Origin of the sequence: Halorhodospira halophila (assembly GCF_016653405.1) — a bacterium.
GTDB lineage: Bacteria > Pseudomonadota > Gammaproteobacteria > Nitrococcales > Halorhodospiraceae > Halorhodospira > Halorhodospira halophila_A.
The window spans coordinates 152,527-176,899 of the sequence record NZ_NHSN01000016.1 but is presented as its reverse complement, the minus strand read 5'-3'; the positions used below and the strand labels follow the sequence as shown (position 1 = coordinate 176,899).

Here is a 24,373-nt window from a genome sequence, read left to right as displayed (position 1 = left end):
ATCACGCGCTGCGCCGCGGTTTCATCAGCCGGAGTCCTCGGCGATCTCGGCGAGGGCTTCGGCCTGGTGCTCCTGGATCAGTCCATCCAGGAGTTCATCCATCCCCCCTTCCATGATCTGCTCGATCTTGTAGAGCGTCAGCCCGATGCGGTGGTCCGTCACCCGGCCCTGCGGGAAATTGTAGGTCCGGATCCGCTCTGAGCGATCCCCCGACCCCACCGCCAGGCGGCGCTGTTCGCTGCGCTCCGACTGCTGCCGGGCCCGCTCCTGCTCGTTGAGGCGCGCCTGGAGCAGCGCCATCGCCTTGGCGCGGTTCTTGTTTTGCGAACGCTCGTCCTGGCACTCCACCACCAGCCCGGTGGGCAGGTGGGTGATGCGTACGGCCGAGTCGGTGGTGTTGACGTGCTGGCCGCCGGCGCCCGACGAGCGGAAGGTATCCACCCGCAGGTCGGCGGTGTTGATCTCGATGCCGCTGACCTCGTCAAGTTCGGGCAGGATGGCCACCGTGCACGCCGAGGTGTGGATCCGCCCCTGGGACTCGGTGGCTGGTACCCGCTGGACGCGGTGGGCGCCGGACTCGAACTTGAGGCGGGCGTAGACGCTTCGCCCGCTGACCCGGGCAATGACCTCGCGGTAGCCGCCATGCTCGCCCTCGCGGGCGGATAGGATCTCGGTCTTCCAGCCCTGGCGCTCGGCGTAGCGCAGGTACATGCGCAGCAGGTCGCCGGCGAACAGCGCGGCTTCGTCGCCGCCGGTACCGGCGCGCACCTCGAGGAAGACGTTGCGCTGGTCGTCGGGGTCGGTGGGCACCAGATGCCGTTGTAGCCGGCCCTCGAGTTCCTCGAGCCGATGGCGCGCCTCGTCGGCCTCCTCCTCGGCCATGGCGCGGATCTCGGCGTCGCTGTCGTCGAGCATCGCCTCCGCGTTGGCGACCGCATCGGCCGCCTCGCGGTAGGCGTTCAGGTCCTGGACGACGGGTTCCAGCCGGGCGTATTCGCGGGAAAGTTCGGCAAATTTCGACGGGTCGCCGACGACATCAGGATCCGCCAGCTGCGCGCCGATCTCCTCGTGCCGTTCCGCCATCCGCTCCAGCTTGTTGCGAATCGTCGCCTTCACTAGACCTCTCTACCAGCTGTTGGTCGATGGCCAGGGTCTCCAGTGCGTGCTGGATCCGCGTGCGGTCGCCGCTGGCGGCGGCGGCCCGCAGGCCAACGGTGGGGGCGTGGACCAGCCGCCGGGTGAGCGTGTGGGTCAACCACTCGATCACCTCAAAGGGGTCCTCGCCGCGGGAGAGCTGCCGCGCCGCCTGCGCTCGGGTTGCGCGGGCGTAGCTCTCGGCCCGGTTGCGGAACGAACGGATCGCCTCGCCGGCGTCGCGGGCGCGGCGCCACTCGAGATAGTGCCGGACCTGTTGCTCGACGATGGCCTCGGCCTGGGTCGCGGCGTCCTGGCGCGAGCGCATGTTCTCGGCCACTACCCCGCGCAGGTCGTCCACCGTGTAGAGGTAGACGTCGTCCATTTCGCCGGCCTCGGGCTCGATGTCCCGCGGTACCGCCAGGTCGAGCATGAACATTGGCTTGTGCCGGCGCGCGCGTACCGCCCGCTCGACCGTGCCCTTGCCGAGGATGGGTAATGAGCTGCCTGTCGAGGATACCACCACGTCGGCCTCGGGGAGACGGCGCGGCAGGTCGTTGAGGCTCATGGCCTCGCCGTCGTGGGCTTCGGCCAGTCGTTTGGCGCGCTCGACGTTGCGGTTGGCGACGAGCACCTGGCCAATCCCCTGCTGTGCCAGGTGGCGGGCGACCAGCTCGATGGTCTCGCCGGCGCCGACCAGCACCGCGGTGCGCTTGGGGAAGTCGTCGAAGATCTGCTTGGCCATGGTCACGGCGGCGAAGGCCACCGAGATCGGGTTGGAGCCGATGTCGGTGTCGGTGCGCACCTGCTTCGCTACCGAGAAGGCGTGCTGGAACAGGCGCTCGAGCACCGCGCCGAGGCAGCCGGCGCTGGCCGCTTTGTGGTAGGCGTCCTTGACCTGGCCGAGGATCTGCGGCTCGCCGAGGACGAGGGAGTCGAGCCCCGCCGAGACCCGCATCAGGTGGCGCATGGCCTCGGTGCTGCGGCGAACGTAAAGGTGGGGCCGGACCTTGCGCAGATCCACCCGCTGGTGGCGGGTCAGCCAGCCAATGACCACCTCGGGGTCCGTATGCGGCAGCCGGATGTAGATCTCGGTGCGATTGCAGGTGGAGAGGATTGCCACCTCGTCGGCACCGGTCTCGCTGCGGGCGCTCTGCAGGGCGTCCCCGAGGGCCTCGGCGTTGAACGCCAGGCTCTCACGGACTGCTACTGGCGCACTATCGTGATTGAGTCCAATTGCAAATAATGGCATGAGACTGGCGTCATTAGGCTTCGTTAGGGCACCATCAGGCGTCAACCCGGATTATTACGAAATGCGGACGCTTCGGTAAAGCGTCTCGCCCACGGAAAAAATGCCCGATCCGACCGAATTCTCCAGGGGCGGCCGCTGTCCGGCGTTTCGCCGCCTGCGGCCTGGTGTCGCGCTGGCCGTCTGCGCCCTGGTCGTCGGGTGTGCCGGCCCCCAGCCCGATACCGATCCCCCCGCTGAAGCGCCGACGGCTGCCCTGGCCCCTGAGGCCGAGCCGTGGGAGCCCTCGCCACGGGATGAGGCCATCCGCCATGTGCTAGCTGCAGAGATCGCGGTGCGCCGGGATCGGCTGGACCAGGCCCTGAGCCACTACGCCCGGGCCATGGCAGTCAGCCGCGACGAGCGCGTGGCCGAACGGGCGGTGCAGCTGAGCTTTGTCCTCGAAGAGGAGGGCGTGGCCCGCGAGGCCGCCGAGCGCTGGCGGGAGCTTGCCCCGGAGCGGGTCGAGGCCCATCAGCTGCTCGGCCTGCTGGCCCTGCGCAGGGGTGACGAGACTGCCGCGCGCGAAGAGCTGGAGAAGACCATCGAGCGCTGGCCGGGGACAGCGGGACAGGCCTTCCTGCAGCTCGGCATGCTCCTCGGGCATGGGGCCGACGCCGAAGCGGCTGCACGCGTGCTGGCCGAGCTGGCCGAGGTCCACGCCGACGTGCCAGAGGCGCACCGGGTTCTGGCCGCGGCGGCGGAGCGGGCCGGCGATGACGACAAGGCGGTGGCGGCGGCCGCGCGGGCCTTCGAGCTCGCGCCAGCGGATCGCGAGGCCGGGGCGACCCTGCTGCGGGTTGCCTTCCAGGCCGGGCACGCCGGCGCCCTGGAGACCGACGACGCGCTGGCGCACCTGGAGCGGGTGCGCGAGACGCAGCCGGCGCTGACGTCGCGCACGGCGCTGCTGGAGGGGCACCTGCTGCGCGAGGCCGGACGACCGGAGGCAGCGCTGGGCGCGTACCAGCGCGGGCTGGAGGCGGACGGCGACGATCAGGACCTCTTATACGGGCGCGGGTTGGTGCGTGCGGAGACCGGGGATGTGGACGGCGCCGTGGAGGATCTGCGTCGGGTCCTCGAGGCAGATCCGGGCGACGCCCACGCCCAGAACGCCCTGGGCTACACCCTGGTCGATGCCGAGCGCGATCTGGCCGAGGCCCGCGAGCTGATCGAGCGCGCGCTGGAGCAGGAGCCGGACAACGCCGCCTTCCTCGACAGCAAGGGCTGGCTGCTCTACCGAGAGGGAGATCCGGAGGCCGCGCTGGACTATCTGCGCCGCGCCTTCGAGAAGGAGCCCCACGGCGAGATCGGTGCCCACCTGGGCGAGGTGCTCTGGGAGCTCGGCGAGCGAGAGCAGGCGCGCCAGGTTTGGCGCCGGGCGCTGGACGCCGAACGCGGCCGACGGGTTCTGGAGCGGACGTTGGAGGATTACGAGGTGGATCTGGATGACGAGTAGATGGGGGGCGCGGCTGCTTGCCGGGCTGCTGGCGGTCGGAGTGCTTTCGGGCTGCGCGCTGCTCGTCCCCGAGGACGAGCGGCAGGCGCATTACGAGGCGTTCCTGGAGGAGCGCGCCGAGCTGCGCGACTGGTCGGTGAGGGGGCGCGCCGCCCTGCGTGCCGACGGCGAGGCGGTCAGCCTCTCCCTGCGCTGGCAGCAGCGGGGCGAGTCCTACACCATCAACCTCTCCGGGCCCTTCGGGGCCGGTGCCGTGCGCATCGAAGGCCAGCCGGGTCAGGTGACCCTGCGCGACGGCGCCGGGCAGAGTGCCACGGCGCAGAGCCCGGAGGATCTGCTGGCCGCGCAGACCGGCCACCGGCTGCCGGTGACTGCACTGCGCGACTGGATCGTTGGCCGTCCGGCCGCGGGCCTGGGGGTGGACGAGCTGAGTCTGGATCGCGCCGGTCGGCCGGACCGGCTGGAGCAGGCCGGCTGGGAGGTGGACTTCCAGGGCTGGACCGAAGTGGACGGTATGGACCTGCCCAGCCGCGTGGATCTACATAGTGGCTCGACGCAGATGCGGGTGGCGCTGTCGGGGTGGAGTCGCGGGGATGGCTGAGTGGAGCGTGTGGCCGGCGCCGGCCAAGATCAACCTCTTCCTTCACGTCCTCGGTCGGCGCGCCGACGGTTACCACGAGCTGCAGACGGCTTTCCAGCTGCTCGACTATGGCGACCGCATCTGGTTGCGCCCGCGCTCCGACGGGTACATCGTGCGTTGCAGCGATCTGCCCGGGGTCGCCCCGGAGGACGACCTGACCGTGCGCGCCGCTCACGCGCTGCAGGTGGCCACCGACTGCGGGTACGGCGCGGATATCCATGTGGACAAACGCCTGCCGGCCGGGGGCGGGGTTGGCGGCGGCTCCTCGGACGCCGCCACGGTGCTCGTAGCCCTCAACCACTTGTGGCGGGCCGGGCTGGGCGAGGAGGCGCTCGCGGGCCTCGGTCTGGCCCTCGGCGCCGATGTGCCGGTGTTCGTCCGTGGGCGCAGTGCCTGGGGGGAAGGCGTGGGCGAGCACCTGCGACCGATGCCCGCCGAGCCGGGGGGCAACCGCTGGTACCTGGTGGTCGATCCGGGGGCGAGCATCTCCACCGCCGAAGTCTTTGGCGCACCGGAATTGACACGCGATACGTCTCCGATCACAATAGCCGACCTTCGCGCCGGCGCCGTTCGCAACGACTGCGAGCCGGTGGTCCGGGGCCGCTGGGCGGCGGTGGCTGAAGCCCTCGAGTGGCTCGCCCGGCACGGCGACGCGCGAATGAGTGGCACCGGCAGCTGCTGTTTCGTCGGCTTCCAGGCCGAAGAGCCAGCGCAAGCTGCCCTAGAGCGCCTGCCCGGGAGGTGGTCCGGGTTCGTCGCTCGGGCCGTGGAACGGTCTCCGCTGCACACTGCGCTGGCGGCGGCGGCTCACCCCGGCTGACCTGTCAACAACTGGGGCGTAGCCAAGCGGTAAGGCACCGGTTTTTGGTACCGGGATTCGCAGGTTCGAATCCTGCCGCCCCAGCCATATCCGCTACACACCGAGTTGTAAGGTGGACGTCTAGCCGTGCAAGTAAACGGACCCATGATGGTCTTTGCGGGGAACTCCAACCCGCAACTGACGGAGGCCATTGCTGCCCATCTGAAGATCCGCCTCGGGCACGCGGTGGTCGGCCGTTTCAGCGACGACGAGATCATGGTGGAGGTCAACGAGCACGTCCGCGGCAAGGACGTCTTCGTCGTGCAGTCCACCTGTCAGCCGGCCAACGACAACCTCATGGAGTTGCTGGCGATCGTTGACGCGCTGCGCCGTTCCTCGGCCGCGCGCGTCACCGCGGTGATCCCGTACTTCGGCTACGCCCGGCAGGACCGGCGCCCGCGCTCTCAGCGCGTGCCCATCTCGGCCAAGCTGGTCGCGGACATGATGCAGGCTGCCGGCTACGACCGGGTGGTGACCGTGGATCTGCACGCCGATCAGATTCAGGGGTTCTTCAACATCCCCGTGGACAATGTCTACGCCTCGCCGATCCTGCTCGGTGACATCTGGCGTCAGCTCTACCCGCGCAAGGTGGTGGTCTCGCCGGATGTTGGCGGCGTGGTCCGGGCGCGGGCGGTGGCCAAGCGGCTCGACGATGCCGAGCTGGCCATCATCGACAAGCGCCGTCCACGGCCCAACGAGTCCTCGATCATGAACATCATCGGCGATGTGCAGGACAAGACCTGCATCATCGTCGACGACATCGTGGATACCGCCGGCACCCTTTGCCAGGCTGCCGGCGCCCTCAAGGAGCGGGGCGCACGCAAGGTGGTCGCGTACATCACCCACCCGGTGCTCTCGGGCAGCGCAGTGGATAAGATCGCGGCCTCCGAGCTCGACGAGCTGGTGGTCAGCGACAGCATCCCGCTCGGCGAGCAAGCGGCCGCGTGCCCGAAGATTCGACAACTGAGTATCGCGGAGATCCTCGCCGAGACGATGCGTCGGGTCAGCAACGACGAGTCGGTGAGCGAGCTCTTCGTGGAGTGATTCCCAACCAGGAGTGGAACCAATCATGACGGTGGAAATGAGGCTCGACGCGCATCCGCGCACGGAGACCGGCCGCGGCGCCATGCGCCGTCTGCGTCGTGCCCGGCGCGTCCCGGGTGTCGTCTACGGTGCCGGCAGAGAGCCGCAACCGGTGGCGCTCGAGAACGATCAGCTCTACCGGCTGCTCGAGGAGGAGTCCTTCTTCTCCACGATCCTGCAGGTCCAGATGGGCTCTGAGACCGAGCAGGCCATCGTCAAGGATCTGCAGCGCCATCCGTTCAAACCGCTGGTTCAGCACATCGACCTGCAGCGCGTTCGCGATGACCAGCCGATCACCGTGCATGTGCCGCTGCACATCCACGGCGAGGAGCAGTCCCCGGGCGTGAAGAAGGGCGGCGTGCTCCACCACGACCTGCTCGATCTCGAGGTGGTCTGCCTGCCCAAGGATCTGCCGCCGCATATCGATATCGACGTTTCCAGCCTCAAGGTTGGCCAGGCGGTCCACATCAGTGAGCTGACGCTGCCCGAGGGGGTCCAGTCGGCGGCGCTGCAACAGGGCGAGGGGCACGATGCGCCTGTGGTCTCGGTTCAGGCAACTCGTAAGACGCGAGGCGCCAGCAGCGGCGACGAGGCCGAGTCCTCCGAGTCCGAGTAACGCCGAAGTGGCCGGCCGGGAAGGCAATTTCCGGCTCATCGCTGGCCTCGGCAACCCTGGCAGCAAGTACGCTGGAACCCGGCACAATGCCGGGTTCTGGCTTGTTGATGAGCTGGTCCGTCGCTACGGGGGCGAGCTGCGGGAAGAGTCCAAGTTCCGCGGCGATTGTGCCCGTGTGCTCATCGACGGCTACGACTGCCGGCTGGTCAAACCGATGACCTATATGAACCACAGCGGTCAGGCCGTCGGTGCGCTCGCGAACTTCTTCAAGATCCCGCCCGAGGCGATCCTGGTCGCCCACGACGAGATCGACCTGCCACCGGGCAGCGTCCGGCTCAAGCGGGGCGGCGGGCACGGCGGGCACAACGGTCTGCGCCACATCCAGTCGACCCTCGGTACCGCCGAATTCGCCCGGCTGCGCATCGGCGTCGGTCACCCGGGGCACAAGGACCAGGTGGTCCCGCACGTCCTCTCCCGTCCGGCCCCCGACGAGCTGCGCCTGCTCGAACGGGCCATCGACGACGCCGCCGACGAGATACCGCGTCTGCTGGCCGGGGAGTGGGACCGCGCCTGCCAGCAGCTCCACGCCTAGGGGAGACGGGCCGGCCCGCCGGCCTGCACGCGCCCTCCAAGTCACCCAACCGCTTTCAGGATCGCGCCATGGGATTTAACTGCGGCATCGTCGGGCTTCCCAACGTCGGCAAATCGACGCTGTTCAACGCCCTGACCCAGAACGACATCCCGGCAGAGAACTACCCATTCTGCACCATCGACCCGAATGTCGGCATCGTAGCCGTCCCCGATCCGCGGCTCTACCGGCTGGCGGAGCTGGTGCGCCCCGAGCGCACCATCCCCACCACCATGGAGTTCGTGGACATCGCCGGTCTGGTCTCCGGCGCCTCCCGCGGAGAGGGGCTGGGCAACCAGTTTCTCGCCCATATCCGCGAGACCGACGCCGTAGCCATGGTCCTGCGCTGCTTTGAGAGCGAGGACGTCCACCACGTCGAGGGGCGCGTCGACCCGCGGGCCGACGCCGAGACCATCCACACCGAGCTGGCGCTGGCCGATCTGGACACCGTCTCGCGGGCGCTGCAGCGCCAGGAGCGGGCCGCCAAGAGTGGTGACAAGGAGGCGGTGCGCCTGCGCGATCTACTCGAGCGGGCCCGCCAGGCCCTCGACGAGGGGCAGCCGCTGCGGACCCAGGCATTCAGCGAAGAGGAGCGCCGGCAGCTGCAAGGCTACCACCTGATCACCCTCAAGCCGCTGATGTACATCGCCAACGTGGCTGAGGACGGCTTTAGCGACAATCCGCTGCTGGCCGACGTCCAGGCCCTGGCCGAGAGCGAGGGTGCCCGGGTGGTGCCGGTCTGCGCCGCCATCGAGGCCGAGCTGGCCGTGCTCGATGACGCGGAGCGCGACGAGTTCCTGGCCGAGTACGGGCTCGAGGAGCCGGGGCTCAACCGCGTGATCCGGGCCGGTTACGACCTACTCGGTCTGCAGACCTTCTTTACCGCTGGCGAGAAGGAGGTCCGGGCATGGACCGTGCGCCGCGGCGCCACCGCCCCCGAGGCGGCCGGCCGCATCCACACCGACATGCAGCGCGGCTTCATACGGGCCGAGGTGGTCGCCTACGACGACTACATTGCTTACAACGGCGAGCAGGGTGCCAAGGATGCCGGGCGTTGGCGGCTGGAGGGGAAGGAGTACGTCCTCAACGAGGGAGACGTGGTGCATTTCCGTTTCAACGTCTGACACTGCCCGCCTCGGGGCGGCAAAGCGGGCGCGGCGCAGCTGCCGCCGCCGCGCCCGAAAGCCTTACTCCGGCCGTTCCGCGTTCCGGTCGGCCTTGCGCTGCTTGTCGGCGAGCTTGCCCAGGCGGCCCTCAAGTACCCGCTCAAGCCTCTTGGCCGCGCCGCGGGCGGCGTCGTAGGCATCATCGGCGGTGTTCTCCGCCAGCACTGGATCCAGCCCACGGGGGCGGGCCTCGATGCGGCAATGCTTGTTGACCCCGCCCTTGGGGCCGTTGATGTCCTGGAAGTGCACCTCGATGCGGGTCAACTGCTCCCCGAAGCGCCGGTCGACTGCGCCCAGTGCCTCACGGATGCTTTCTTCCAGCGCGTCTGAGACGTGCACGCCGGCGCCAGGATTGATCTGAATCTGCATGGATGCGGAATCTCCTCCAGGTCGTTCGTGGTGGATCGTCGTTGGCGCACAGCACGGACCTGCCGCGTCCGGGCGCCCCGGCACTTATTCTGACGGAACCGGCCCAGCGTACCAAGGGCCCCGGCACACGGCGGCCGCAGCCTTGACACGATCAGCGCGGGCTCGGAGAATACGCGGTGCCACGTGGCTATGTAGCTCAGCTGGTTAGAGCGTCGCACTCATAATGCGAAGGTCGGTGGTTCGACTCCACCCATAGCCACCATAAAATCAGATACTTACAGCACCAGCCCCGCTCCGAAAACGCCAACTGCTGCACTACTGCTGCACTCGGAGCGAGCTAGCTATCGCAGTGGCGGTGGTGGCATGATCCACCCATGGCCACCATCATCAAGCGCGGCAAACGCTGGCAAGCACAAATCCGGCGGCAGGGATACCCGCCGCTGGTCAAGTCTTTTCCGACGAAAGCCGACGCGCAACGCTGGGTCCGTGACCAGGAATCGGAAATGGACCGCGGCGAGTGGATCGACACCCGGGAGGCGGCGCGCACCACACTCGCCGAGGCACTGGATCGGTACCAGCGCGAGGTCATCCCGCGCAAGAAATCCCAAAGCCAGGAGCGTGGCAGGATCCGCCTGTGGCTGCGATCCGGCCTAGCGCCTTACGCCCTCATCAACCTGCGCGGCTCCGACGTGGCGCGCTGGCGTGATGATCGCCTGGAGGATGTCTCCTCGGGCACCGTGCGCCGCGATCTAGCCTTGCTCTCACACCTCTACACGGTAGCGCGCAGCGAGTGGCGCATGGAGGGGCTGCGTGATCCCACCGAGTCGATCTGGTGGCCCTCCCCGGGGCAAGCCCGGGATCGCAGGCTCCAGCCGGAGGAGGAGCGCCGGCTGCGTGAGCACGCCACCCCGCAATTCGACGCCCTACTGACCGTGGCGCTGGAGACGGGGATGCGCCGCGGCGAGATCGCCGCGATGCGCTGGGCGGACGTGAATCTGCGCGCCCGGGTAGTGCGCGTGCCGGATTCCAAAACCAACGAACCGCGCGAGGTGCCGCTGTCCAGGGCGGCGGTGGCGGCGCTGGAGTCAATCCCGCGTCGGATCGACGGTGCGGTCTGGCCGTGGTGCGCCGATGGCATCGGCTCGGCCTGGAAGCGTCTGCGCCGGGCGGCCGAGGTCGAGGGCTTTACCTTCCACGACCTGCGCCATGAGGCGACATCGCGGCTGGTCGAGTCGGGCCGGTTTTCGCTCACCGAGGTATCCGCGATCACCGGACACAAGTCGATGCAGACGTTGAGGCGCTACGCGAACCACCGGGCGAGCGACCTGGCGCGCAAGATGGATTAGGCGCACCGCGTCCGCCGCAGATGCTCCGATAGCCACCCCTCGAACTCCTGCCGATCCCAGGCCCAGCGTCTACCGATCCGCCCGGGCCGCGGGACATAGCCGCGTTTGACCGCGGATCGCAAGGCGTCTCGGGACATCCCCATCCGCTCGGCCACGTCGTCGATATAAAGAACCTGCCTCATGCCCCTTCTCCCTGTAGTGACACGCGCGTTGCATTGAGCCCGTGCTTGTTGCGCCAGACGCAGATGGCGATGTCCTCGCCGTCGCCGTCGTACTCGTAGGTGACCGCCTGGCTTCGGCCGTAGAGCCCGGGCCCGTCCTCGTGGATGAAGCGCAGGGCCGATTCCCAGGCGCAGCGCCATTCCGCCTGTTCCCATAAACCGTGCAGCTTGATGTTCTCGTCCATGCTCACACCGCCACCGGCGCCGGGATTGGCTCGGCCGGGGTGTAGTTGTGGAGTTCTACCGCCGCGCGCCCCTCGGCGTAGTCGATCACCGAGGCGGCCGGTTCCAGGTCCACGCGCGGGGCCGGTGCGGCGAGGGCAGTCAGTTGCCGCCGGGCTTGGGCGAGGTGGTTGTGGTACAGATGCACGTCGCCGAGCGTCCAGGTGAATACGCCCGCCGGATACCCGGTCACCTTGGCCATCATCGACAGCAGCAGTGAGTAGGCCCCGAGGTTAAAAGCGCCGCCGAGGAAGTAGTCACAACTGCGCTGGTAGAGCTGCAAGTGCAGCCGGCCGCCGAGCACGCGGAAGTGCATCAGCACATGGCACGGCGGCAGGGCCATCAAGTGAATCGCCTCCGGGCGCCAGGACGAGAGGATAATCCGGCGGGAGTGGGGTTCCGTGCGGATCATGTTCTCGATGTACTGGATCTGATCGAAGCCCTGGGCGTGCCGCCACTGCTCGCCGTAGATCGGCCCGAGCATTCCGGCCTTTGCCCAGGGCGACCACAGCTTGCGCACGTCCTCGGGGAGATCGTGAAGGTCGGTCTGCCCGCGCAGCATCCAGAACAGTTCCTCGCGCAGCCCGCGCCACCACACACTCTTTGTGGTCAGCAGCGGGAAGCCTTCGGCTAGGTCGAATCGAAGCTGCTCCCCGAAGATCGAGCGTGTCCCGACGCCGGTGCGGTCCGAGGAGTCTTCGCCCTGGTGGAGCACCCGGTGCAGCAGCCCCAGGTAGGTGATGTCGTGCGCGCTCACGACCTTGGTGCTCTCGGTGTCGGTCATCGGTTCGGCTCCTGCTCTGGACGAGCAATCATCAGGGCGCGGCATTGCCCACTCTCGCGCGGAATGTGGAAGCGGTAGGAGCAACCATCGCAGCGGCGAAGGATGTGCTCCTCGTTCATGAATGCGCGGCCGGCATACGCGCCGCATCGTGTGGTGACACTCCAGGCCGGCAGCCGCTTGCGCGGCGCCAAATCGGAGTGGCAGCCGTTCCGATCCGGGTCAACCGTTGTCCGCCGGCTCATGCCGCCCCCGACGACCCAAACCCACCTTCGCCGCGCTCGCTCGGCGCGAACTCGGTGACCTCGACCAGATCGACCCGGAACACCGGGGCAAAGACCAGTTGGCCGATCCGCTCCATAGGTTCGATGGTGTATTCCCGATCCGGGCACCCGGTGTGGTAGACCGATGCGAAGACCTGGCCTTGGTAGTCGCTGTCGATCAGGCCGACGGAATTGCTCAACGTCAGGCCGTGCTTGTGCGCAAGGCCGCTGCGCGGCATCAGAAGCGCACAGGCCCAGGCGTCGTCGATGTTGAGCGCAACGCCCAGCGGCACCAACTCCTTGGCGCCCGGGCGAAGGGTCAGCGGCTCGTCAATGCAGGCGCGCACGTCGATTCCGGCCGCCTGCGCGCTGGCCCGGCGCATCTTGTAGCGTTCTTCGCGCAGGCGCGGGTCCAAGATGATGTGCTGCACCAGGCAGCTTCCGTAGGGGTCGAGCATCAAAACAGCCTCCAGTCCACCCGCATGAACGGGATGTCGTCATCGAAGTCGGTGGGAGCGCCGCCGCCGTTCGCCGGCTGCTGGGGCGGTTGCTGTTGCCGCTGGGCATACCCACCGCCGCCACCTTGGCTGCCTTGGCCCTGGGTGTTGAGCATCTGCATCTGATCGACCACGATCTCCGTGGTGTAGCGGTCCTGGCCGTTCTGGTCCTGCCACTTGCGCGTCTGGATTTTCCCCTCGACGTAGATCCGATCCCCTTTGTTCAGGTGCTTTCCGACGACTTCCGCGAGACCGCGCCAGAACACCAGCCGGTGCCATTCCGTGCGTTGCTGCTCTTCGCCGGTCTGTTTGTCCTTCCAGGATTCGCTGGTTGCCAGCGATGCCTGGGCGACCGGGGTGCCGCTGCCGGTGTGGCGCACCTCCGGGGCTTGCCCCAATCGGCCGATCAGGATCGCCTTGTTAACGCCGCGTTCTGCCATTGCTCGTCCCTCGATTAGTAGGTCGTCCCCGGCAGGGCGCCGGGTTCGGTTACGCGGATACAGTGCAGATACCAGTTGGCTGCGAACTCGGTCGCGGCTGCGCGCTGGTAGTCCGGGCTCAGGTTCCGTGGCATTTCGTAGGCTTCGTAGACGATCATCGTCATCAGCCCCCACACCGACGGATCGACCGCTCGGGGCAGTTGGCCGATGACGCTGGTGATCGTCTGCCCGACCTGTCGCTCCTTCATCACTTGGAAGGCGAACTCGTGGACCGCTTCGCAGTCCTCGCTGGCTTGGGTGGCAGTCACCGCAAACGCCAGTGCCATACCGATGAGCAGCTTCTTCACGTCAACGATTCCTCGACTTGGTTGATGGGAAGCGCTTGGACGCTTTGTAGGGTCGTGACGCCGGCGCGCTCCATGACCCGGCGGCACTCGGCCTCGATGGCCGCACGCTTCACGCGCGGCGATACCTCGATGTAGAAGGTGGCGAGCACGGAGTAGCGGACCTTCCCGTTCTGGGCCGTTGCCGGGGGCGGTTGTGGTCCTGGGGTGGAGGCGGCAGGCTGCGGTGACTCACCCCCCTGGGCGGCCTCAAGGGCGCGGCCTTCCTCGCAGCCGGCGCGCTCCAATTCAGCGGCCCGTTCGCGCCGGGCCTGCGCACCCTGCTCGCGTGCTCGGGCCTCGGCCTGCTCGCGCTCCCACTGCTCGCGTTGCCGTCGGGCGGCTTGCTCCTGGCGCTCCAGTTCGCGGTCTAGGGTGGCGCGCAGCGCCGACTCGTACTCGTCGTCGGGGGCGACCAGGACGTGCTCGACGTGCTCCCGGGTCAGCGGGGCGTGCAGGCCCTCGCGGTAGCTGCGGGCCTCCAGTTCCAGGAGCCGGGTGGTGACCATCTGCTCGCGGTCGCGGTCATTGCGGACCCGCTCCTGCAGCTTCTCCCGTGCCGCCTTGGTCAGCGCGCCTTTTGGGGTGACGCTGCTCAGGAGGACCAGATCCTCGTAGTCGGCGGTGCGGTAGTCGGGGCTCACGCCCTCGGACTGCCAGAGTTCATCGCGCAGACTCGCCAGTAGGGCGCGGGCCCGCTCGCGGGTCTGGTCCTCGTACCGGCGCACCTGCTCCAGTAGATCCTGGCGGGCTTCCTCGCAGCGTTGTTCGAGGGCCTTCATCTGACGCTCGAACTCGGTGATCGGCTGCCGCGCCTCGTCGGCCGCCTTCTTCCGGCGCTCAGCCAGGGTCTTCTTGAGCGCGTTGATCTCCGTGGCCTGGGCCTTGGCGGCCTTCACACCGTCGGGGGATACCACCTGGCGGTACTGCTCCAGGCGTTCGGCCAGGGCGGCCTCAAGCTGCTCGTAGTTGACCTGGATGAGCCCGGGCTGGGCTTGAATCTCGATCATCTGTTGCATGGCGGCGGCCTCCTCAGACCGTGACGCAGCGGTTTTGAAGTTCCAGTTCCAGGGTGTGCTCGGTGTCGCGGTCCCATCCGTCTGCCTGGCGCTGCATCCAGCGCAGGTAATCGGTCGGTACCTCCTCCCACCGGCGGCCGCGGTACCTGCCGAACATCATTCGCTCCAGGGCCACCGGCTGATCGGCGTAGTCGATCAAGGCGCGGATGCTCGGGCAGCCGTGATCGCGGGCCAGCAGGTTGCCCAGCAGCGCGGCTGTGACGTAGCAATCGGCCAGGGCCCGGTGCGCCGGCATCCCCTTCGCGCCCGGGGCAATGAGGCCGAGGTGGTAGCGAAGAAACTGGTTCGAGTAGCTTTCCAGGCCCGGCAGCAGATGCTTTGCAAGGCGCTGGGTGCAGAGCCAGGTGGCGTTGTTGATGCCGTGGCACTCGAAAAATGCCCGCTCGAACTCGGCGTTGTGTGCGACCAGCGGACCCGGGTGCTGCGCGGCTCGCGCTAGCCAGTCCATCGGGGACGGGGCATCGGCCACGTCCTCGTCGGTCAGGTGGTGGATGGCGCTGGCCGAGGCGGGGATCGGTTGCCCCGGGTTGGTGATCTGTTGGCAGTAGGCGATCACCTCGCTCTCTCCGGTCGCGGTATCGACCGCGACATCGACCGAGGCGAACTCGCAGATCCCGTCGCGCTCCGGATCCAACCCGGTTGTCTCCAGGTCCACGACGCGGAAGACGTGCTGCATCACGCGCTGCCTCCCTCAAAAATGCCCACGACGCTTTCGTCGTCCTCGCTCTGCGAGGCGGCCGTTTCCTCGGGGGCGCGGGTTCCGTCATCGGCCAGGCGAATCTGGTAGGACTCCACCAGGGCGTCGAAGGCGGTCAGGTCGGCGGTGAGCGCCTGGATGTAGTCCGGGTCGGCGTGCTCGCGGTGGAGCTTCGGGTTCAGGCCGGGGTGGTAGGGGAAGACCGCCCACCAGTCGCGCTCGCAGATCCACATGCACCCCTGCACCTGGTCGCGGACCTCGGAGAAGTCGTCGTCTAGCCACATGGCCATGATCTTGGTCGGGTCGAGGAATGCCTTGAACTCGGCGCCCCCGTCCGAGCCGATCAGCCCGTCGGGGCTGCATCCGAAGCGGCCGCAATCGGTGGTGACGAAGCCGACCTGCTCGATGTCGGCGCCGAGGATCAGCGACAGGGTTTCCCGCGCCTCCTCCTCGTGCCGGTGACCACGTTCGGCCTGCCAGGGCTGGTACTCGTCCACGTCCAGCGGCCAGCCGGTGATCCGCTCGATAGCCAGGCGCATCGCGTACTTGCGTGCATCCTGTTTCCAGTCGCCCTTGTTCGCCCCCGTCTTCATGCGTTCCCGCAGCATGGCGAAGCGGCTTGCGGTAATGACCCCCGCGCGGGCGCGGTGCCACTCGGGGGTGCCCTGTTCCACGTCGTGGACGATCATTCGGATGCCTCCTGGCTGTGATGCTTCGCGGTCAGTTCCAGTCGCTTGAGTACGGTGGGCACAGTCGAGGCCGGGATGTCGGTCAGGCGCTCGACCTTCATGCTTTTGAGCACGCGGCCCTGGGTGCCCTCGGGGCAGCGGCGCAGCGCCCCTTCGATGGCGGCAAGCTGCTCGGCGTTGACGGTCTGGCTGCCCTGGGCAGCAGGGCGGGGTGGGTTGGCGGCGGCGTTGCCGTCGTCGTCGTCCTCGCCGATGGCGACGTTGAAGATCAGCTTGAGCAGGTAGCGCATCCCGTAGCTCATCGCCGAGCCGCTGGCGTGGGTGCGGGTCATCACGGCGTTGCCCTTGGCGCCGATCCCATCGGAGGGCATGTCCACCCGGTAGGTGCGGGTGTGGCCGGTCTCATGCGAGACGTAGCAGAGCACGCGCACCCAGCCGTCCTGCACCGCCTCGGTATCGAACGACAGCGAGAAGCCCTCCTGGGTGTAGATCGGGCGCAGGGCGGCATCCATCCGCGCGTAGGTGGCGTACCGGCTACGGGTCTGCGGGTTATTGGCGTCAGCCGAGACCCGCCCCATCTGGCGTTGGCAGCGGGACATCGCGCGGTTGAACTCGGCCTCGGCGTTGCGCGCCTCGATCCGCTCGTACATCGACCAGAGGCGTTCCATCTTCTCCACGTCGGTTGACGGGTCGGATGCCGCGCGGATGATTTTCTGAACCAGGCTCCCGTTGTCGGGTGCCTCAGAGCGTGCCGGCACAGACTCCCGGTTGTGCTCAATGGCAGTGCTCTCGCTCACGCTTCCTCCTCAGCGGGGTCGCCCCGCTCTACAGTCGGGCCAATCGGCCCTTCCCAAATGTCGATTCCCCGGCGCTCCAGGGCGTCGGTGACCATGCCGTTGATCGCCCGCTCGCCGGGTGTGGCGCAAAACGTGCGCTCGGTGATCCACGTTGCGAGGGCGTCGGCCAGTGCATCGCGCTCGTGCTCATCCAGGCTCGCCAGGGCCACCTGCAAGGACTCGCGGGTGCGCTGGCGCGCTTCCCGGATCACCGCGGCGCGGACGGATGGCGTCATCGTCTGTGCAGGGGTGTCTTTCACAGCCCTAGCTCCTCTACGTCCTCGGCGGCGACGTAGCCCGCCTCGTACTGCTCCCGCGCCTCGGGCTCGGCCGGTGGGTCGCTCTCCTCGCCGCGCTGGCGAGCGCGGACGCCCTCCGTGAACGGGGCGCTCATTGCCCTTCCTCCAGCCCTGCCGCGCGCGCTTCTAGGCGGTGCGCGATGCTGAGAAGCGCACCTTGTGCGTTGGGCGCTGTCGCCACCGTGGCGAGGTCCGATTTCAGCCCACCGATCACCGAAGCCAGCACCTGCGTCCACTCGTCCAACTCGGCGCGGGCCAGGGCCATGCGTGCCGCGAAGATCCGGTCGATAACCTCGTCGGCCGTTTTCTCGTCCATGTCACCCTCCCAGGGCGGTTTCCAGGCCCATCAGAAGAATCAGCGCCGTGACAGCGAGCACGGCCCCCATGGCGTCTTTCATTGCTCGCGGTCCTCGTCCTCGACCCGCTCGCGGGCCCAGCGGTCCATCAGGTCGTAGTAGGCGGTACGCGCCGGCTCATGCCCGGCCAGGGCGGACTTGCGCAGGGCACGGAACAGCCGGTGCTCCAGGTCGTGCTGGAAGGCGTACTCGATCAGTTCCAGGTCATGCCGCCCGTTCTCGGCGTCCTGGATGTGCTCGGCGGCCCGGCGGTCGATGGCGTCCTCACGGGCGCAGATCAGTCCCTCGCGGTGCGCATGGACCCGCTCGGCAAGGTCAATCGGGTCGGTGTGTCCGGGGAGGCGGTACATGACGGACGCTCCTGGGCTACATTCTGTACCTCAAAGAGTAGACAGGTGCGGTACCACTTGCAAGTACTATTTGTCACACAGGCAGGCAAAAAAAGCCCGGCGGTGCGCGCCGGGCATCAGGGCTGAATGAACAAAAGTATATGTGTCAGGGTGTCGCAGTCACGAGGCTCGGTGGTCTTGCGGAGGGGGGGGGCGGGGGAGCTAAAGCTTTTGGATTCGCTGCGTGATAACGCCGATGATCTCGGCTTGCTCGGCCGGGGTTGGCTGGGCAGGCCAGTTCGGGTTGGTGGGCGCGAGGAAGGCTTGCCCCCCTTCTTTGAGGTAGCGACGAATCATCGGTTCTCCGTCAATCAGGGCAAGTACAAACCGCATGTGCTCGGGTTCGAGGTCGACATCGATGTAAATTCGGTCTCCTTCGGCAAAGTGATCGGCCACCGAGATTAGGTGAGGCACGCTGAAGGCAATGTAAGTCCGGTGTGGCTCCGGCGATGGCAACCAGTCCACAACGCTGTCGTTATCAGGCTTCATTCCTTTACCTAGTTGACGGGCAACCTCCCACTGGTAGAGGGGGGTGATGCCCGGGTCTAGTTCCGCTCCATGTTGGTCGCCGATAAGCAGCCAAGTCGGGGAGCACTCCAGGGTTGTGGAGAGGGTGAGCAGTTGGTCGGTGTTGATCCGGGTGCGTCCGCGGAGTGCGTGGCCGACCGCCGAGCGGGTAACCCCTAGCGCAGCCGCGAGGTCGTCCGTCGTTAGGTTCAGCTCACGCATCCGTTCGCGTGCTCGCTCCCTCCAAGAGTTTTCAGACACAGCTCTTACCTTTTCGTTAGTTCATCGCGCGCGGATTTTTTCACTTCCCTCCCCCCTTCTTTTGGGCGGATTGCCCGTGCAAGGGGTGTGTGTACTCAATGTACCCTTGCGCCTCAAGTTTAGACAAGCCGCTCGATCTTTCCACTGGTCTGCGCCCGCTTGGCGCTTGTGACATTTGCTCCCCTTTCTTGCCTTGGTGCGCTACTGCGAGTACCTTTAGGGTATGGATCTACGAGCGTGGGTGTACGGGCAGGACGAGCCAGTGAGAACGACGCTCGCACGCCTGGCGCGCGAAATCGGCGTCAGCGTTAGCGCCGTCAAGCACTGGATGTACGGGATACGGCGTGTCTCCGCCGAGCGGTGCCGGGTGATCGAGCGCCTGACCAGCGGGGCAGTGACCGCCGAGGAGCTCAGGCCGGATGTTTTCACATCACCACACCGGAGCGAGGCAGCAAAGGAGGGAGGGGTGGCCCAGCGGTGAATGGGCAATGAGTAGGGCAAAAAAAGAACCCCGGCGGCTGTGACGGGCCATGAGCCGGGGTTCTGGATCAACCCTTAAGTTGAGGATTTGAGCATGACACTCACGGACAGCATCGGCAAGCACCTAGTGCAGACAGCGAAGTCGAACCCGGTAAAAGCGGCCGTCAGCAGCGGGGGGCAACGCTGATGGCCAAGAACAAGAACAGCAACCAATCCCTGCCCTGGTTCCGCCTCTACACCGAGATCGTGGACGACGAGAAGCTGCGCTTACTCGCGTTCGAGGATCGCTGGCACTACGTCGCGTTACTGGCTTGCAAGGGCAAGGGAATCCTCGACCAGAACACCGACGTGGAACTCCTGGAGCGCAAGCTGGCCGTCAAGCTCGGGCTCCAGGTCCGAGAGTTGGGCGAGTTGAACCGCCGGCTGCGTGAGGTCGGGCTGATTGACCAGAACTGGCAGCCCCTTGGCTGGCACAAGCGCCAGTACAAGAGCGACAACAGCACCGCCCGGGTCCAGGCGCACCGGGCGAACAAGCGGGCGAAGGCTTCGAGTGAAACGGGTGAAACGTTACAGAAACGTTCCCGAAACGGGCCAGATACAGAGGCAGATACAGACTCAGACACAGAAAAGAACTCCCCCGGCAATAGGAAGGGGGATATAGAGGTAGTAGATAGGGGAGAGGATGCGCGCGGGGGCTTCGCCTCGGAGGAGGACGTGCCATGGTGAGCAGCCTCCGTCCCTTCCAGGCCCAGGCCATCGACCGCTTGCGCCGGGCCATCAGTGCCGGCTCTCGCGCGCTGATCCTGAGTAGCCCCACAGGTTCCGGCAAGACGATGATCTCATCGGCCATTGCCGCGGGGGCTGTTGCCAAGGGCCGCCGTGTGGCGTTCTTCGCTCCGCGCCGCGAGCTGATCCGACAGGCCAGCGCCACGTTCGGCCGGGCTCAGGTGCCTCACGGCATCGTCATGGCCGGTCAGAGGCGGTGCCCGCAAGAGCCGGCGCAGATTTGCTCCTGGGACACGCTGCGCTCCTGGCTCGACAAGGGGCGCATCGGCCGGGCCCCAGGCGCCGATCTGGTGATCGTCGATGAGGCGCACCTGTCCGTCGCTCCGACCTACCTGCGGATTCTCCGCGAGCACTACTCGAACGCCATCATCCTCGGGTTGACCGCCACCCCGGCGCGCGGTGACGGCCGGGGGTTGGGGATGCTCTACGAGCAGATCATCCAAGCGGCCACGGTGCAGGAACTCACCGAAGACGGTTACCTGGTGCCGGCGCGCTACTTCGAGCCGACCCCGGCTGATCTGTCCGGGCTCAAGCAGGCCCGCGGCGATTTCGAGTCAGCCGGCATCGAGCAGCGGTGGAACACGCCCAAGATGGTCGGTGACGTGGTGGAGCAGTGGGGACGGATCGCCCCGGATCGGCAGACGGTCGTCTTCGCCAACTCGGTGGCCCATGCCCTGAGCCTGCGTGACCGCTTCCGTGATGTCGGCGTCCGGGCCGACTACATCCACGGCGGGATGCAGCGCGCCGAGCGCGATGCGGTCACAGAGCGGGTCTACAGCGGCGCCAGCCAGGTGGTCGTCAACGTGGACGTGCTCACCTTCGGCTTCGACGCCCCTGCGCTCTCCTGCGTCGTCCTCGCCCGTCCGACCAAAAGCCTCGTGCGCTACCACCAGACCGTAGGCCGGGTGCTGCGCCCCGCGCCGGGCAAGGAGGACGCCATCGTGATCGACCACGGCGGCGTGCGCCGAACCCTGGGGCGGGTATCGGACCCTGTGGAGTGGACGCTCTCGGGCGCCGAGCGGGTCCAGGATCGGGTCGTGAGCCGGCGCAAGAAGGAGAGTGAGCCGATCACCTGCGGCGAGTGCTCGCTGGTCTACGAGCACCGCCGAGACTGTCCTGCGTGCGGGTGGGAGCCGCCGCGCAAGCGCCGCGAGGTCGCGTTCGTCGAGGGTGATCTGCTCGAGACCGACGAGCAGGGGCGCACAAAGCAGCAAGCCCAGGGGGATCGCCTGGTCGAGCAAGCCCGCTTCTACGCCGAACTGCGTGGGGTGGCGCAACAACGCGGCTACAAGGACGGCTGGGCGGCCAACAAGTTCAAGGAAAAGTTCGGCACCTGGCCGAACCACCCGAGCCTGCGCAACGTCGCCCCGCGTGAGCCGGGCCCGGCGATGCTCTCCTGGGTCAAGAGCCGGCAGATCGCATTCGCCAAAGGCAAGGCCAAGGCCAAGCAGGCGGGGGTGACGGTATGAGCGACCTTCGCCAGCGTTGCCGCGGGCAGTGGGAGCGAATCATCAGCGAGATCCTGGGCCCGCAGTGGATCGAGAGCCGCAAGCACCAACGCTGCCCCTGCCGCCCGGACGATAAGCCGAAGTACCGCTTCTCCGATCATCACGGCTCGGGCAGCTTCTTCTGCCACTGCTCGAACGGGGATCGAGACGGGGTGCAGTTGGTGATGTGTCGCCTGGGGCTCGACTTCAAGGCCGCGGCGGAGCGTATCGAACAGGTGATCGGCGCCGGGCCGATCCCGGCCCGGCGCAAGCCAACCCGCGCCGAGCGGTTGCAGCGGGAGGTGGAGCACAGCGGGCGCAGTCGGTACCTGGAGAGCCGGGGGCTGGAAATGGCCCCTGGGCTGCGGTGGCACCGCTCCCTGGCTTACTACGACGAGCATCAGCGAGTGATCGGCCACTACCCGGCGATGTGCGCGCCCGTGCTACGCGACGGAGCCTTCGAGACCTACCACGTCACCTACTTGCAAGGCGGGCAGAAGCTCTCGGGCATGGAGCCGCGGAAGATCCTGCCGAGCAAGTCCGGCTCGCTCGCCGGGGCGTCGATCCCGCTCTACCCACCTGGGCCGGTGCTCGGTGTTGCCGAGGGGATCGAGTCGGCCATTGCCGCGAAGATGCTCCACGGCGTCCCGGTGTGGGCGCTCATCAACACCGCCCTGATGAAGTCCTGGACCCCGCCGGCCGGCACGCGGTCGGTGCGGATCTACGCCGACCACGACCACAACTACGCCGGTCACGCCGCGGCTTATGGCCTGGCGCACCGTCTGGTTCTCACGGGCTTCGATGTCGAGGTCCATTTCCCGCCCGTGCCGGGCACTGATTGGAACGACGTGCTGCATGCGCGTCGGGAGGTTGAGGCGGAGTGATCCAGCTTGGCTACAAGCTGATGCGGCGGATGGGGGACGGCTACGCGCCGCTCTACTTCTGCCGCAGCCATCGCTATCAGCTCGGCGATTGGCAGGAGGCGGTGGACGGCGGGCGCAAGCGCGGCTACGCGCACCGGCCGTTCTTCCATATCTGCCAGGCCCCGGATGCGCCCCATATCCGGCTGCGCGCCCCGCGGGTCTGGCTGCTCTGCGAGTTCCAGCCCCACCAGGTCTTCCCGAGGCCGTCGAGCCAGGGCGGTGACTGGTTCCTGGCCAAGTGGATGCGCTTGCTGCGGGAGGTGGCGTCGTGATCGAGGACATCCGGCAACACAACCGCAAGGCTCTCTCGGCACTGATCGAGGATCCGGTTCTGGCCGAACTCCAAGCGGCATTCGATGGGCGGATGACCTACGCCGAGCAGGACGGGCACGAGGTCGGCACCCGGGTCGAGGTGCGAGAGGTCGGGGGTACCGCCGGCGGGGCGGCCCGGGTGGCGACGTACCGGGAGCAGGTCATCGGGCCGTGCGCGGCCCCGTTGCGCGAGCAGGCGGCGCAGATTCTCCACGCACCAACACGGGAGCAGCGTCGGAAGGCACTGGAGCGGTTCCGTTCGATCTACGGCGAGCCGGCCGCCGCGGCGTTGGAGCGCTCGGTACGCGAGGGCTGGCAGGGGAGGAAGGGGCGATGACGAATACCGCCGCTGACTACCTGGCCCGGGCTGGTGAGGTGATGAATCAGCGCGGCAAGAGCCGGGACCAGGAGAACGGGGAGCGGTCGATGGCCGCCGCCGTCGATGCGTTCTGGACGATCTACGGGGCGCGGATCCTTGCCCGGGGGTACATGGCCGAGACCGAGGGCTGGGAGTTCATGTCGGTGCTCAAGAAGGTCCGCGGCGCCCAGGGCGAGTACCGCGAAGACGATTATCTCGATGACGTGGGCTACGTCGCCCTGGCGGCGGAGTCTGCCGCACGCGGTGCGCGGTGATCGCGCCAACCGCGGTGCGCCTGACCCCGGCCGAGGTGGCGTTCGCCTCGACGCTGGCCGCGCAACGCCTGGCGACCAAGGCCGGCCCGGTCGGATTCCAGGCGGCCAAGGTCAGTCCCTATGGGATGCATCTTGCCGGCGTGCTCTCCGAACTGGCCGCGGCCCGGGTCTACGGGGCCCGCGTCGATCAGACCGTCCGCCCGCAGGGCGATGGGCACGCCGCCGACCTGACCGCCCGCGACGGGCGGCAGTTGGAGGTCAAGGCGACGACCTACACCGGGGCCGACCCGATGCTCAAGCTCAACGCCGAGCATCTGCGCCCTGGAGTTCACTACGTCCTGGTCCAGATCGCCTGGCCGGATGTCTGCACCGTCTACCCGCCGATCAGTAGCGAGCGTGTCCGCGAGATCGGCGAACAACGGGATTTTGGGTACGGCGCTCGCTGGGTGGTGAGCGCCGGAAAGATCCTCGCGCGAGCGAACAAGGAGGTCGCATGAGTACAGCAGCTATGTGGGTGGCAATGATTCCGGCCGTGGTCGTGGCATTCGTGGTCACGGTGCGCGGGGTGATGGATGCGCTGGTATGGCTGATGGGCACGGGGGATGACTGACATGCAGCCGATCATCTGCCTGGACTTCGATGGCGTCATCCATAGCTATGAAAGCGGCTGGCAGGGGGGTCGCGTGATCCCGGATGGTCCGGTGCCCGGGGCGTTTGAGTTCATCCTCGAGGCGCTCGGTGAGGGGTACCAGGTGGCGATCCACTCCTCGCGTAGCCACCGGCTCGGAGGCCGGCGCGCGATGAAGCGCTGGATGCGCCGGCACGCCGCCGGGGCATTCCTGACCACGAATCGCAAACCCTGGATCGACGCCGGGTACCAGCTCGGCGCCGAGTCGCTGAACGAGGAGGCGCACAGGGCTGGGCGCTGGCTGGTCCGCCAAGTGCGCTGGCCGCTGTGCAAGCCGCCGGCGCTGGTGACCATCGACGACCGCGGGTATCGCTTCATGGGCGTGTTCCCGAACCCCGAATGGGCTGCCTCGATGCGCCCCTGGAACAAGGTGTGAGCCCTATGCCGATGTCGCACGGCGAGCGACACCCTCGGGCGCGGGCAACGGATGAGACCGTCGAGCGGGCCCGGTATCTACATGACCAGGGCCTTAGCACGGTCGAGATCGCCCGGCGCCTTGGGTACCACTACTTCACGGTGTGCGACTGGATCCGGTACCGCACCCGAACCCGGCTGACGG

At 67.5% G+C, this 24,373-nt stretch carries 35 protein-coding genes and 2 tRNA genes; 19 read left to right on the top strand and 18 right to left on the bottom strand.

All coding sequences use genetic code 11. The features are described from left to right. Positions 1-24 precede the first annotated feature (24 nt). Together prfA and hemA are read right to left on the bottom strand one after the other, a co-directional pair. Positions 25-1,116, bottom strand: a complete 1,092-nt coding sequence (prfA, locus tag CCR79_RS05855) for a peptide chain release factor 1 (RefSeq protein ID WP_201169764.1) — start codon at positions 1,114-1,116, stop codon at positions 25-27. Beyond that, positions 1,037-2,386 carry a glutamyl-tRNA reductase gene (hemA, locus tag CCR79_RS05850; RefSeq protein ID WP_201169763.1) on the bottom strand — a complete coding sequence of 450 codons (1,350 nt, stop codon included), beginning with the start codon at positions 2,384-2,386 and terminating at the stop codon, positions 1,037-1,039. Before hemA ends, prfA begins: the two co-directional genes overlap by 80 nt. A gap of 100 nt (positions 2,387-2,486) precedes the next feature. Here hemA and CCR79_RS05845 point away from each other — a divergent pair, with 100 nt between their 5' ends. From CCR79_RS05845 to ychF, 8 genes are all read left to right on the top strand, one after another. Next, the gene (locus tag CCR79_RS05845; RefSeq protein ID WP_201169762.1) at positions 2,487-3,878 is read left to right on the top strand and encodes a tetratricopeptide repeat protein; all 1,392 of its coding nucleotides are present in this window, start codon (positions 2,487-2,489) and stop codon (positions 3,876-3,878) included. After that, complete coding sequence (lolB, locus tag CCR79_RS05840; protein ID WP_201169761.1) at positions 3,868-4,479, top strand: lipoprotein insertase outer membrane protein LolB; 612 nt, start codon at positions 3,868-3,870, stop codon at positions 4,477-4,479. Before CCR79_RS05845 ends, lolB begins: the two co-directional genes overlap by 11 nt. Further along, a complete protein-coding gene (ispE, locus tag CCR79_RS05835; protein WP_201169760.1) occupies positions 4,472-5,338 on the top strand; it encodes a 4-(cytidine 5'-diphospho)-2-C-methyl-D-erythritol kinase in 867 nt (288 codons plus the stop codon). Before lolB ends, ispE begins: the two co-directional genes overlap by 8 nt. 12 nt (positions 5,339-5,350) lie before the next feature. Beyond that, positions 5,351-5,425: transfer RNA gene (locus CCR79_RS05830), tRNA-Gln, on the top strand. A 57-nt stretch (positions 5,426-5,482) separates the two neighbouring features. Then, entirely contained in the window at positions 5,483-6,421 is a 939-nt protein-coding gene (locus tag CCR79_RS05825) for a ribose-phosphate diphosphokinase (protein WP_201169835.1), read from the top strand. 25 nt (positions 6,422-6,446) lie between these two features. After that, complete coding sequence (locus CCR79_RS05820; RefSeq protein WP_201169758.1) at positions 6,447-7,076, top strand: 50S ribosomal protein L25/general stress protein Ctc; 630 nt, start codon at positions 6,447-6,449, stop codon at positions 7,074-7,076. 7 nt (positions 7,077-7,083) lie between these two features. Further along, entirely contained in the window at positions 7,084-7,668 is a 585-nt protein-coding gene (gene pth, locus CCR79_RS05815; protein WP_201169756.1) for an aminoacyl-tRNA hydrolase, read from the top strand. 68 nt (positions 7,669-7,736) lie between these two features. Then, positions 7,737-8,828, top strand: coding sequence for a redox-regulated ATPase YchF (gene ychF, locus CCR79_RS05810; RefSeq protein ID WP_201169754.1), 1,092 nt, complete (start codon positions 7,737-7,739; stop codon positions 8,826-8,828). 63 nt (positions 8,829-8,891) lie between these two features. On the opposite strand, the gene CCR79_RS05805 is transcribed toward ychF, so the two are convergent. Beyond that, positions 8,892-9,239, bottom strand: a complete 348-nt coding sequence (locus CCR79_RS05805; protein ID WP_201169752.1) for an HPF/RaiA family ribosome-associated protein — start codon at positions 9,237-9,239, stop codon at positions 8,892-8,894. Positions 9,240-9,424: 185 nt separating this feature from the next. Between CCR79_RS05805 and CCR79_RS05800 the strand changes: the two genes are divergently transcribed. Together CCR79_RS05800 and CCR79_RS05795 are read left to right on the top strand one after the other, a co-directional pair. Further along, positions 9,425-9,501 (top strand) — tRNA-Met (locus CCR79_RS05800). Positions 9,502-9,613: 112 nt separating this feature from the next. Further along, positions 9,614-10,585: an integrase gene (locus CCR79_RS05795; RefSeq protein ID WP_201169751.1), complete on the top strand. Its 972-nt coding sequence runs from the start codon at positions 9,614-9,616 to the stop codon at positions 10,583-10,585. On the opposite strand, the gene CCR79_RS05790 is transcribed toward CCR79_RS05795, so the two are convergent. The 15 genes from CCR79_RS05790 to CCR79_RS05720 form a co-directional block, all read right to left on the bottom strand. Then, positions 10,582-10,767 (bottom strand): helix-turn-helix transcriptional regulator, encoded by a 186-nt coding sequence (locus CCR79_RS05790; RefSeq protein WP_201169749.1) that lies wholly within the window; start codon positions 10,765-10,767, stop codon positions 10,582-10,584. The two genes, CCR79_RS05795 and CCR79_RS05790, sit on opposite strands and share 4 nt — an antisense overlap. Beyond that, positions 10,764-10,997 carry a hypothetical protein gene (locus CCR79_RS05785; protein ID WP_201169747.1) on the bottom strand — a complete coding sequence of 78 codons (234 nt, stop codon included), beginning with the start codon at positions 10,995-10,997 and terminating at the stop codon, positions 10,764-10,766. Before CCR79_RS05785 ends, CCR79_RS05790 begins: the two co-directional genes overlap by 4 nt. After that, complete coding sequence (gene thyA / locus CCR79_RS05780) at positions 10,994-11,812, bottom strand: thymidylate synthase (protein WP_201169744.1); 819 nt, start codon at positions 11,810-11,812, stop codon at positions 10,994-10,996. Before thyA ends, CCR79_RS05785 begins: the two co-directional genes overlap by 4 nt. A 238-nt stretch (positions 11,813-12,050) precedes the next feature. Beyond that, positions 12,051-12,530 (bottom strand): dUTP diphosphatase, encoded by a 480-nt coding sequence (gene dut, locus CCR79_RS05775; RefSeq protein WP_238641941.1) that lies wholly within the window; start codon positions 12,528-12,530, stop codon positions 12,051-12,053. After that, positions 12,530-13,009: a single-stranded DNA-binding protein gene (gene ssb / locus CCR79_RS05770; RefSeq protein ID WP_201169741.1), complete on the bottom strand. Its 480-nt coding sequence runs from the start codon at positions 13,007-13,009 to the stop codon at positions 12,530-12,532. The genes dut and ssb overlap by 1 nt, the downstream gene beginning before the upstream one ends. A 14-nt stretch (positions 13,010-13,023) precedes the next feature. Further along, positions 13,024-13,356 (bottom strand): hypothetical protein, encoded by a 333-nt coding sequence (locus CCR79_RS05765; RefSeq protein WP_201169739.1) that lies wholly within the window; start codon positions 13,354-13,356, stop codon positions 13,024-13,026. Further along, positions 13,353-14,411 carry a DUF1351 domain-containing protein gene (locus CCR79_RS05760; RefSeq protein WP_201169736.1) on the bottom strand — a complete coding sequence of 353 codons (1,059 nt, stop codon included), beginning with the start codon at positions 14,409-14,411 and terminating at the stop codon, positions 13,353-13,355. The genes CCR79_RS05765 and CCR79_RS05760 overlap by 4 nt, the downstream gene beginning before the upstream one ends. Positions 14,412-14,424: 13 nt before the next feature. After that, positions 14,425-15,147 carry a putative quorum-sensing-regulated virulence factor gene (locus CCR79_RS05755; protein WP_201169734.1) on the bottom strand — a complete coding sequence of 241 codons (723 nt, stop codon included), beginning with the start codon at positions 15,145-15,147 and terminating at the stop codon, positions 14,425-14,427. Then, positions 15,147-15,857 (bottom strand): YqaJ viral recombinase family protein, encoded by a 711-nt coding sequence (locus CCR79_RS05750; protein ID WP_201169732.1) that lies wholly within the window; start codon positions 15,855-15,857, stop codon positions 15,147-15,149. Before CCR79_RS05750 ends, CCR79_RS05755 begins: the two co-directional genes overlap by 1 nt. Beyond that, positions 15,854-16,654, bottom strand: coding sequence for an ERF family protein (locus tag CCR79_RS05745; protein ID WP_201169730.1), 801 nt, complete (start codon positions 16,652-16,654; stop codon positions 15,854-15,856). The genes CCR79_RS05750 and CCR79_RS05745 overlap by 4 nt, the downstream gene beginning before the upstream one ends. Beyond that, a complete protein-coding gene (locus tag CCR79_RS05740; RefSeq protein ID WP_201169728.1) occupies positions 16,651-16,953 on the bottom strand; it encodes a hypothetical protein in 303 nt (100 codons plus the stop codon). Before CCR79_RS05740 ends, CCR79_RS05745 begins: the two co-directional genes overlap by 4 nt. Further along, on the bottom strand, positions 16,950-17,087 hold the full coding sequence (locus CCR79_RS05735; RefSeq protein WP_201169726.1) for a hypothetical protein: 138 nt from the start codon (positions 17,085-17,087) through the stop codon (positions 16,950-16,952). Before CCR79_RS05735 ends, CCR79_RS05740 begins: the two co-directional genes overlap by 4 nt. Then, the gene (locus CCR79_RS05730; RefSeq protein ID WP_201169723.1) at positions 17,084-17,308 is read right to left on the bottom strand and encodes a hypothetical protein; all 225 of its coding nucleotides are present in this window, start codon (positions 17,306-17,308) and stop codon (positions 17,084-17,086) included. The genes CCR79_RS05735 and CCR79_RS05730 overlap by 4 nt, the downstream gene beginning before the upstream one ends. 78 nt (positions 17,309-17,386) lie before the next feature. Further along, positions 17,387-17,698: a hypothetical protein gene (locus CCR79_RS05725; RefSeq protein ID WP_201169720.1), complete on the bottom strand. Its 312-nt coding sequence runs from the start codon at positions 17,696-17,698 to the stop codon at positions 17,387-17,389. 201 nt (positions 17,699-17,899) lie between these two features. Continuing rightward, entirely contained in the window at positions 17,900-18,466 is a 567-nt protein-coding gene (locus CCR79_RS05720) for a LexA family protein (RefSeq protein ID WP_201169717.1), read from the bottom strand. 301 nt (positions 18,467-18,767) lie between these two features. Between CCR79_RS05720 and CCR79_RS05715 the strand changes: the two genes are divergently transcribed. The 9 genes from CCR79_RS05715 (at position 18,768) to CCR79_RS05675 (ending at position 24,190) form a co-directional block, all read left to right on the top strand. Then, positions 18,768-18,986: a YdaS family helix-turn-helix protein gene (locus tag CCR79_RS05715; RefSeq protein WP_238634728.1), complete on the top strand. Its 219-nt coding sequence runs from the start codon at positions 18,768-18,770 to the stop codon at positions 18,984-18,986. A gap of 185 nt (positions 18,987-19,171) precedes the next feature. After that, the gene (locus tag CCR79_RS05710) at positions 19,172-19,711 is read left to right on the top strand and encodes a hypothetical protein (protein WP_201169713.1); all 540 of its coding nucleotides are present in this window, start codon (positions 19,172-19,174) and stop codon (positions 19,709-19,711) included. Then, the gene (locus CCR79_RS05705) at positions 19,705-21,240 is read left to right on the top strand and encodes a DEAD/DEAH box helicase (protein ID WP_201169712.1); all 1,536 of its coding nucleotides are present in this window, start codon (positions 19,705-19,707) and stop codon (positions 21,238-21,240) included. The genes CCR79_RS05710 and CCR79_RS05705 overlap by 7 nt, the downstream gene beginning before the upstream one ends. After that, positions 21,237-22,142: a toprim domain-containing protein gene (locus CCR79_RS05700; protein WP_201169711.1), complete on the top strand. Its 906-nt coding sequence runs from the start codon at positions 21,237-21,239 to the stop codon at positions 22,140-22,142. Before CCR79_RS05705 ends, CCR79_RS05700 begins: the two co-directional genes overlap by 4 nt. Continuing rightward, on the top strand, positions 22,139-22,453 hold the full coding sequence (locus CCR79_RS05695) for a hypothetical protein (protein WP_201169710.1): 315 nt from the start codon (positions 22,139-22,141) through the stop codon (positions 22,451-22,453). Before CCR79_RS05700 ends, CCR79_RS05695 begins: the two co-directional genes overlap by 4 nt. Next, a complete protein-coding gene (locus CCR79_RS05690; RefSeq protein ID WP_201169709.1) occupies positions 22,450-22,830 on the top strand; it encodes a hypothetical protein in 381 nt (126 codons plus the stop codon). Before CCR79_RS05695 ends, CCR79_RS05690 begins: the two co-directional genes overlap by 4 nt. Next, the gene (locus CCR79_RS05685) at positions 22,827-23,126 is read left to right on the top strand and encodes a hypothetical protein (RefSeq protein WP_201169706.1); all 300 of its coding nucleotides are present in this window, start codon (positions 22,827-22,829) and stop codon (positions 23,124-23,126) included. The genes CCR79_RS05690 and CCR79_RS05685 overlap by 4 nt, the downstream gene beginning before the upstream one ends. Beyond that, entirely contained in the window at positions 23,123-23,623 is a 501-nt protein-coding gene (locus CCR79_RS05680; protein ID WP_201169703.1) for a hypothetical protein, read from the top strand. Before CCR79_RS05685 ends, CCR79_RS05680 begins: the two co-directional genes overlap by 4 nt. Before the next feature lie 105 nt (positions 23,624-23,728). Next, positions 23,729-24,190, top strand: coding sequence for a hypothetical protein (locus CCR79_RS05675; protein ID WP_201169700.1), 462 nt, complete (start codon positions 23,729-23,731; stop codon positions 24,188-24,190). The last annotated feature ends 183 nt before the right edge of the window (positions 24,191-24,373 follow it).

What these genes read in the sequence shown, in the direction of transcription:
- hemA (WP_201169763.1), bottom strand. Translation starts at nt 2,386, where the DNA reads ATGCCATTATTTGCAATTGGACTCAATCACGATAGTGCGCCAGTAGCA.
- CCR79_RS05845 (WP_201169762.1), top strand. Translation starts at nt 2,487, where the DNA reads ATGCCCGATCCGACCGAATTCTCCAGGGGCGGCCGCTGTCCGGCGTTT.
- lolB (WP_201169761.1), top strand. Translation starts at nt 3,868, where the DNA reads ATGACGAGTAGATGGGGGGCGCGGCTGCTTGCCGGGCTGCTGGCGGTC.
- ispE (WP_201169760.1), top strand. Translation starts at nt 4,472, where the DNA reads ATGGCTGAGTGGAGCGTGTGGCCGGCGCCGGCCAAGATCAACCTCTTC.
- CCR79_RS05825 (WP_201169835.1), top strand. Translation starts at nt 5,483, where the DNA reads ATGATGGTCTTTGCGGGGAACTCCAACCCGCAACTGACGGAGGCCATT.
- CCR79_RS05820 (WP_201169758.1), top strand. Translation starts at nt 6,447, where the DNA reads ATGACGGTGGAAATGAGGCTCGACGCGCATCCGCGCACGGAGACCGGC.
- ychF (WP_201169754.1), top strand. Translation starts at nt 7,737, where the DNA reads ATGGGATTTAACTGCGGCATCGTCGGGCTTCCCAACGTCGGCAAATCG.
- CCR79_RS05805 (WP_201169752.1), bottom strand. Translation starts at nt 9,239, where the DNA reads ATGCAGATTCAGATCAATCCTGGCGCCGGCGTGCACGTCTCAGACGCG.
- CCR79_RS05795 (WP_201169751.1), top strand. Translation starts at nt 9,614, where the DNA reads ATGGCCACCATCATCAAGCGCGGCAAACGCTGGCAAGCACAAATCCGG.
- CCR79_RS05790 (WP_201169749.1), bottom strand. Translation starts at nt 10,767, where the DNA reads ATGAGGCAGGTTCTTTATATCGACGACGTGGCCGAGCGGATGGGGATG.
- thyA (WP_201169744.1), bottom strand. Translation starts at nt 11,812, where the DNA reads ATGACCGACACCGAGAGCACCAAGGTCGTGAGCGCGCACGACATCACC.
- dut (WP_238641941.1), bottom strand. Translation starts at nt 12,530, where the DNA reads ATGCTCGACCCCTACGGAAGCTGCCTGGTGCAGCACATCATCTTGGAC.
- ssb (WP_201169741.1), bottom strand. Translation starts at nt 13,009, where the DNA reads ATGGCAGAACGCGGCGTTAACAAGGCGATCCTGATCGGCCGATTGGGG.
- CCR79_RS05760 (WP_201169736.1), bottom strand. Translation starts at nt 14,411, where the DNA reads ATGCAACAGATGATCGAGATTCAAGCCCAGCCCGGGCTCATCCAGGTC.
- CCR79_RS05755 (WP_201169734.1), bottom strand. Translation starts at nt 15,147, where the DNA reads ATGCAGCACGTCTTCCGCGTCGTGGACCTGGAGACAACCGGGTTGGAT.
- CCR79_RS05750 (WP_201169732.1), bottom strand. Translation starts at nt 15,857, where the DNA reads ATGATCGTCCACGACGTGGAACAGGGCACCCCCGAGTGGCACCGCGCC.
- CCR79_RS05735 (WP_201169726.1), bottom strand. Translation starts at nt 17,087, where the DNA reads ATGAGCGCCCCGTTCACGGAGGGCGTCCGCGCTCGCCAGCGCGGCGAG.
- CCR79_RS05730 (WP_201169723.1), bottom strand. Translation starts at nt 17,308, where the DNA reads ATGGACGAGAAAACGGCCGACGAGGTTATCGACCGGATCTTCGCGGCA.
- CCR79_RS05725 (WP_201169720.1), bottom strand. Translation starts at nt 17,698, where the DNA reads ATGTACCGCCTCCCCGGACACACCGACCCGATTGACCTTGCCGAGCGG.
- CCR79_RS05720 (WP_201169717.1), bottom strand. Translation starts at nt 18,466, where the DNA reads ATGCGTGAGCTGAACCTAACGACGGACGACCTCGCGGCTGCGCTAGGG.
- CCR79_RS05710 (WP_201169713.1), top strand. Translation starts at nt 19,172, where the DNA reads ATGGCCAAGAACAAGAACAGCAACCAATCCCTGCCCTGGTTCCGCCTC.
- CCR79_RS05705 (WP_201169712.1), top strand. Translation starts at nt 19,705, where the DNA reads ATGGTGAGCAGCCTCCGTCCCTTCCAGGCCCAGGCCATCGACCGCTTG.
- CCR79_RS05700 (WP_201169711.1), top strand. Translation starts at nt 21,237, where the DNA reads ATGAGCGACCTTCGCCAGCGTTGCCGCGGGCAGTGGGAGCGAATCATC.
- CCR79_RS05685 (WP_201169706.1), top strand. Translation starts at nt 22,827, where the DNA reads ATGACGAATACCGCCGCTGACTACCTGGCCCGGGCTGGTGAGGTGATG.
- CCR79_RS05675 (WP_201169700.1), top strand. Translation starts at nt 23,729, where the DNA reads ATGACTGACATGCAGCCGATCATCTGCCTGGACTTCGATGGCGTCATC.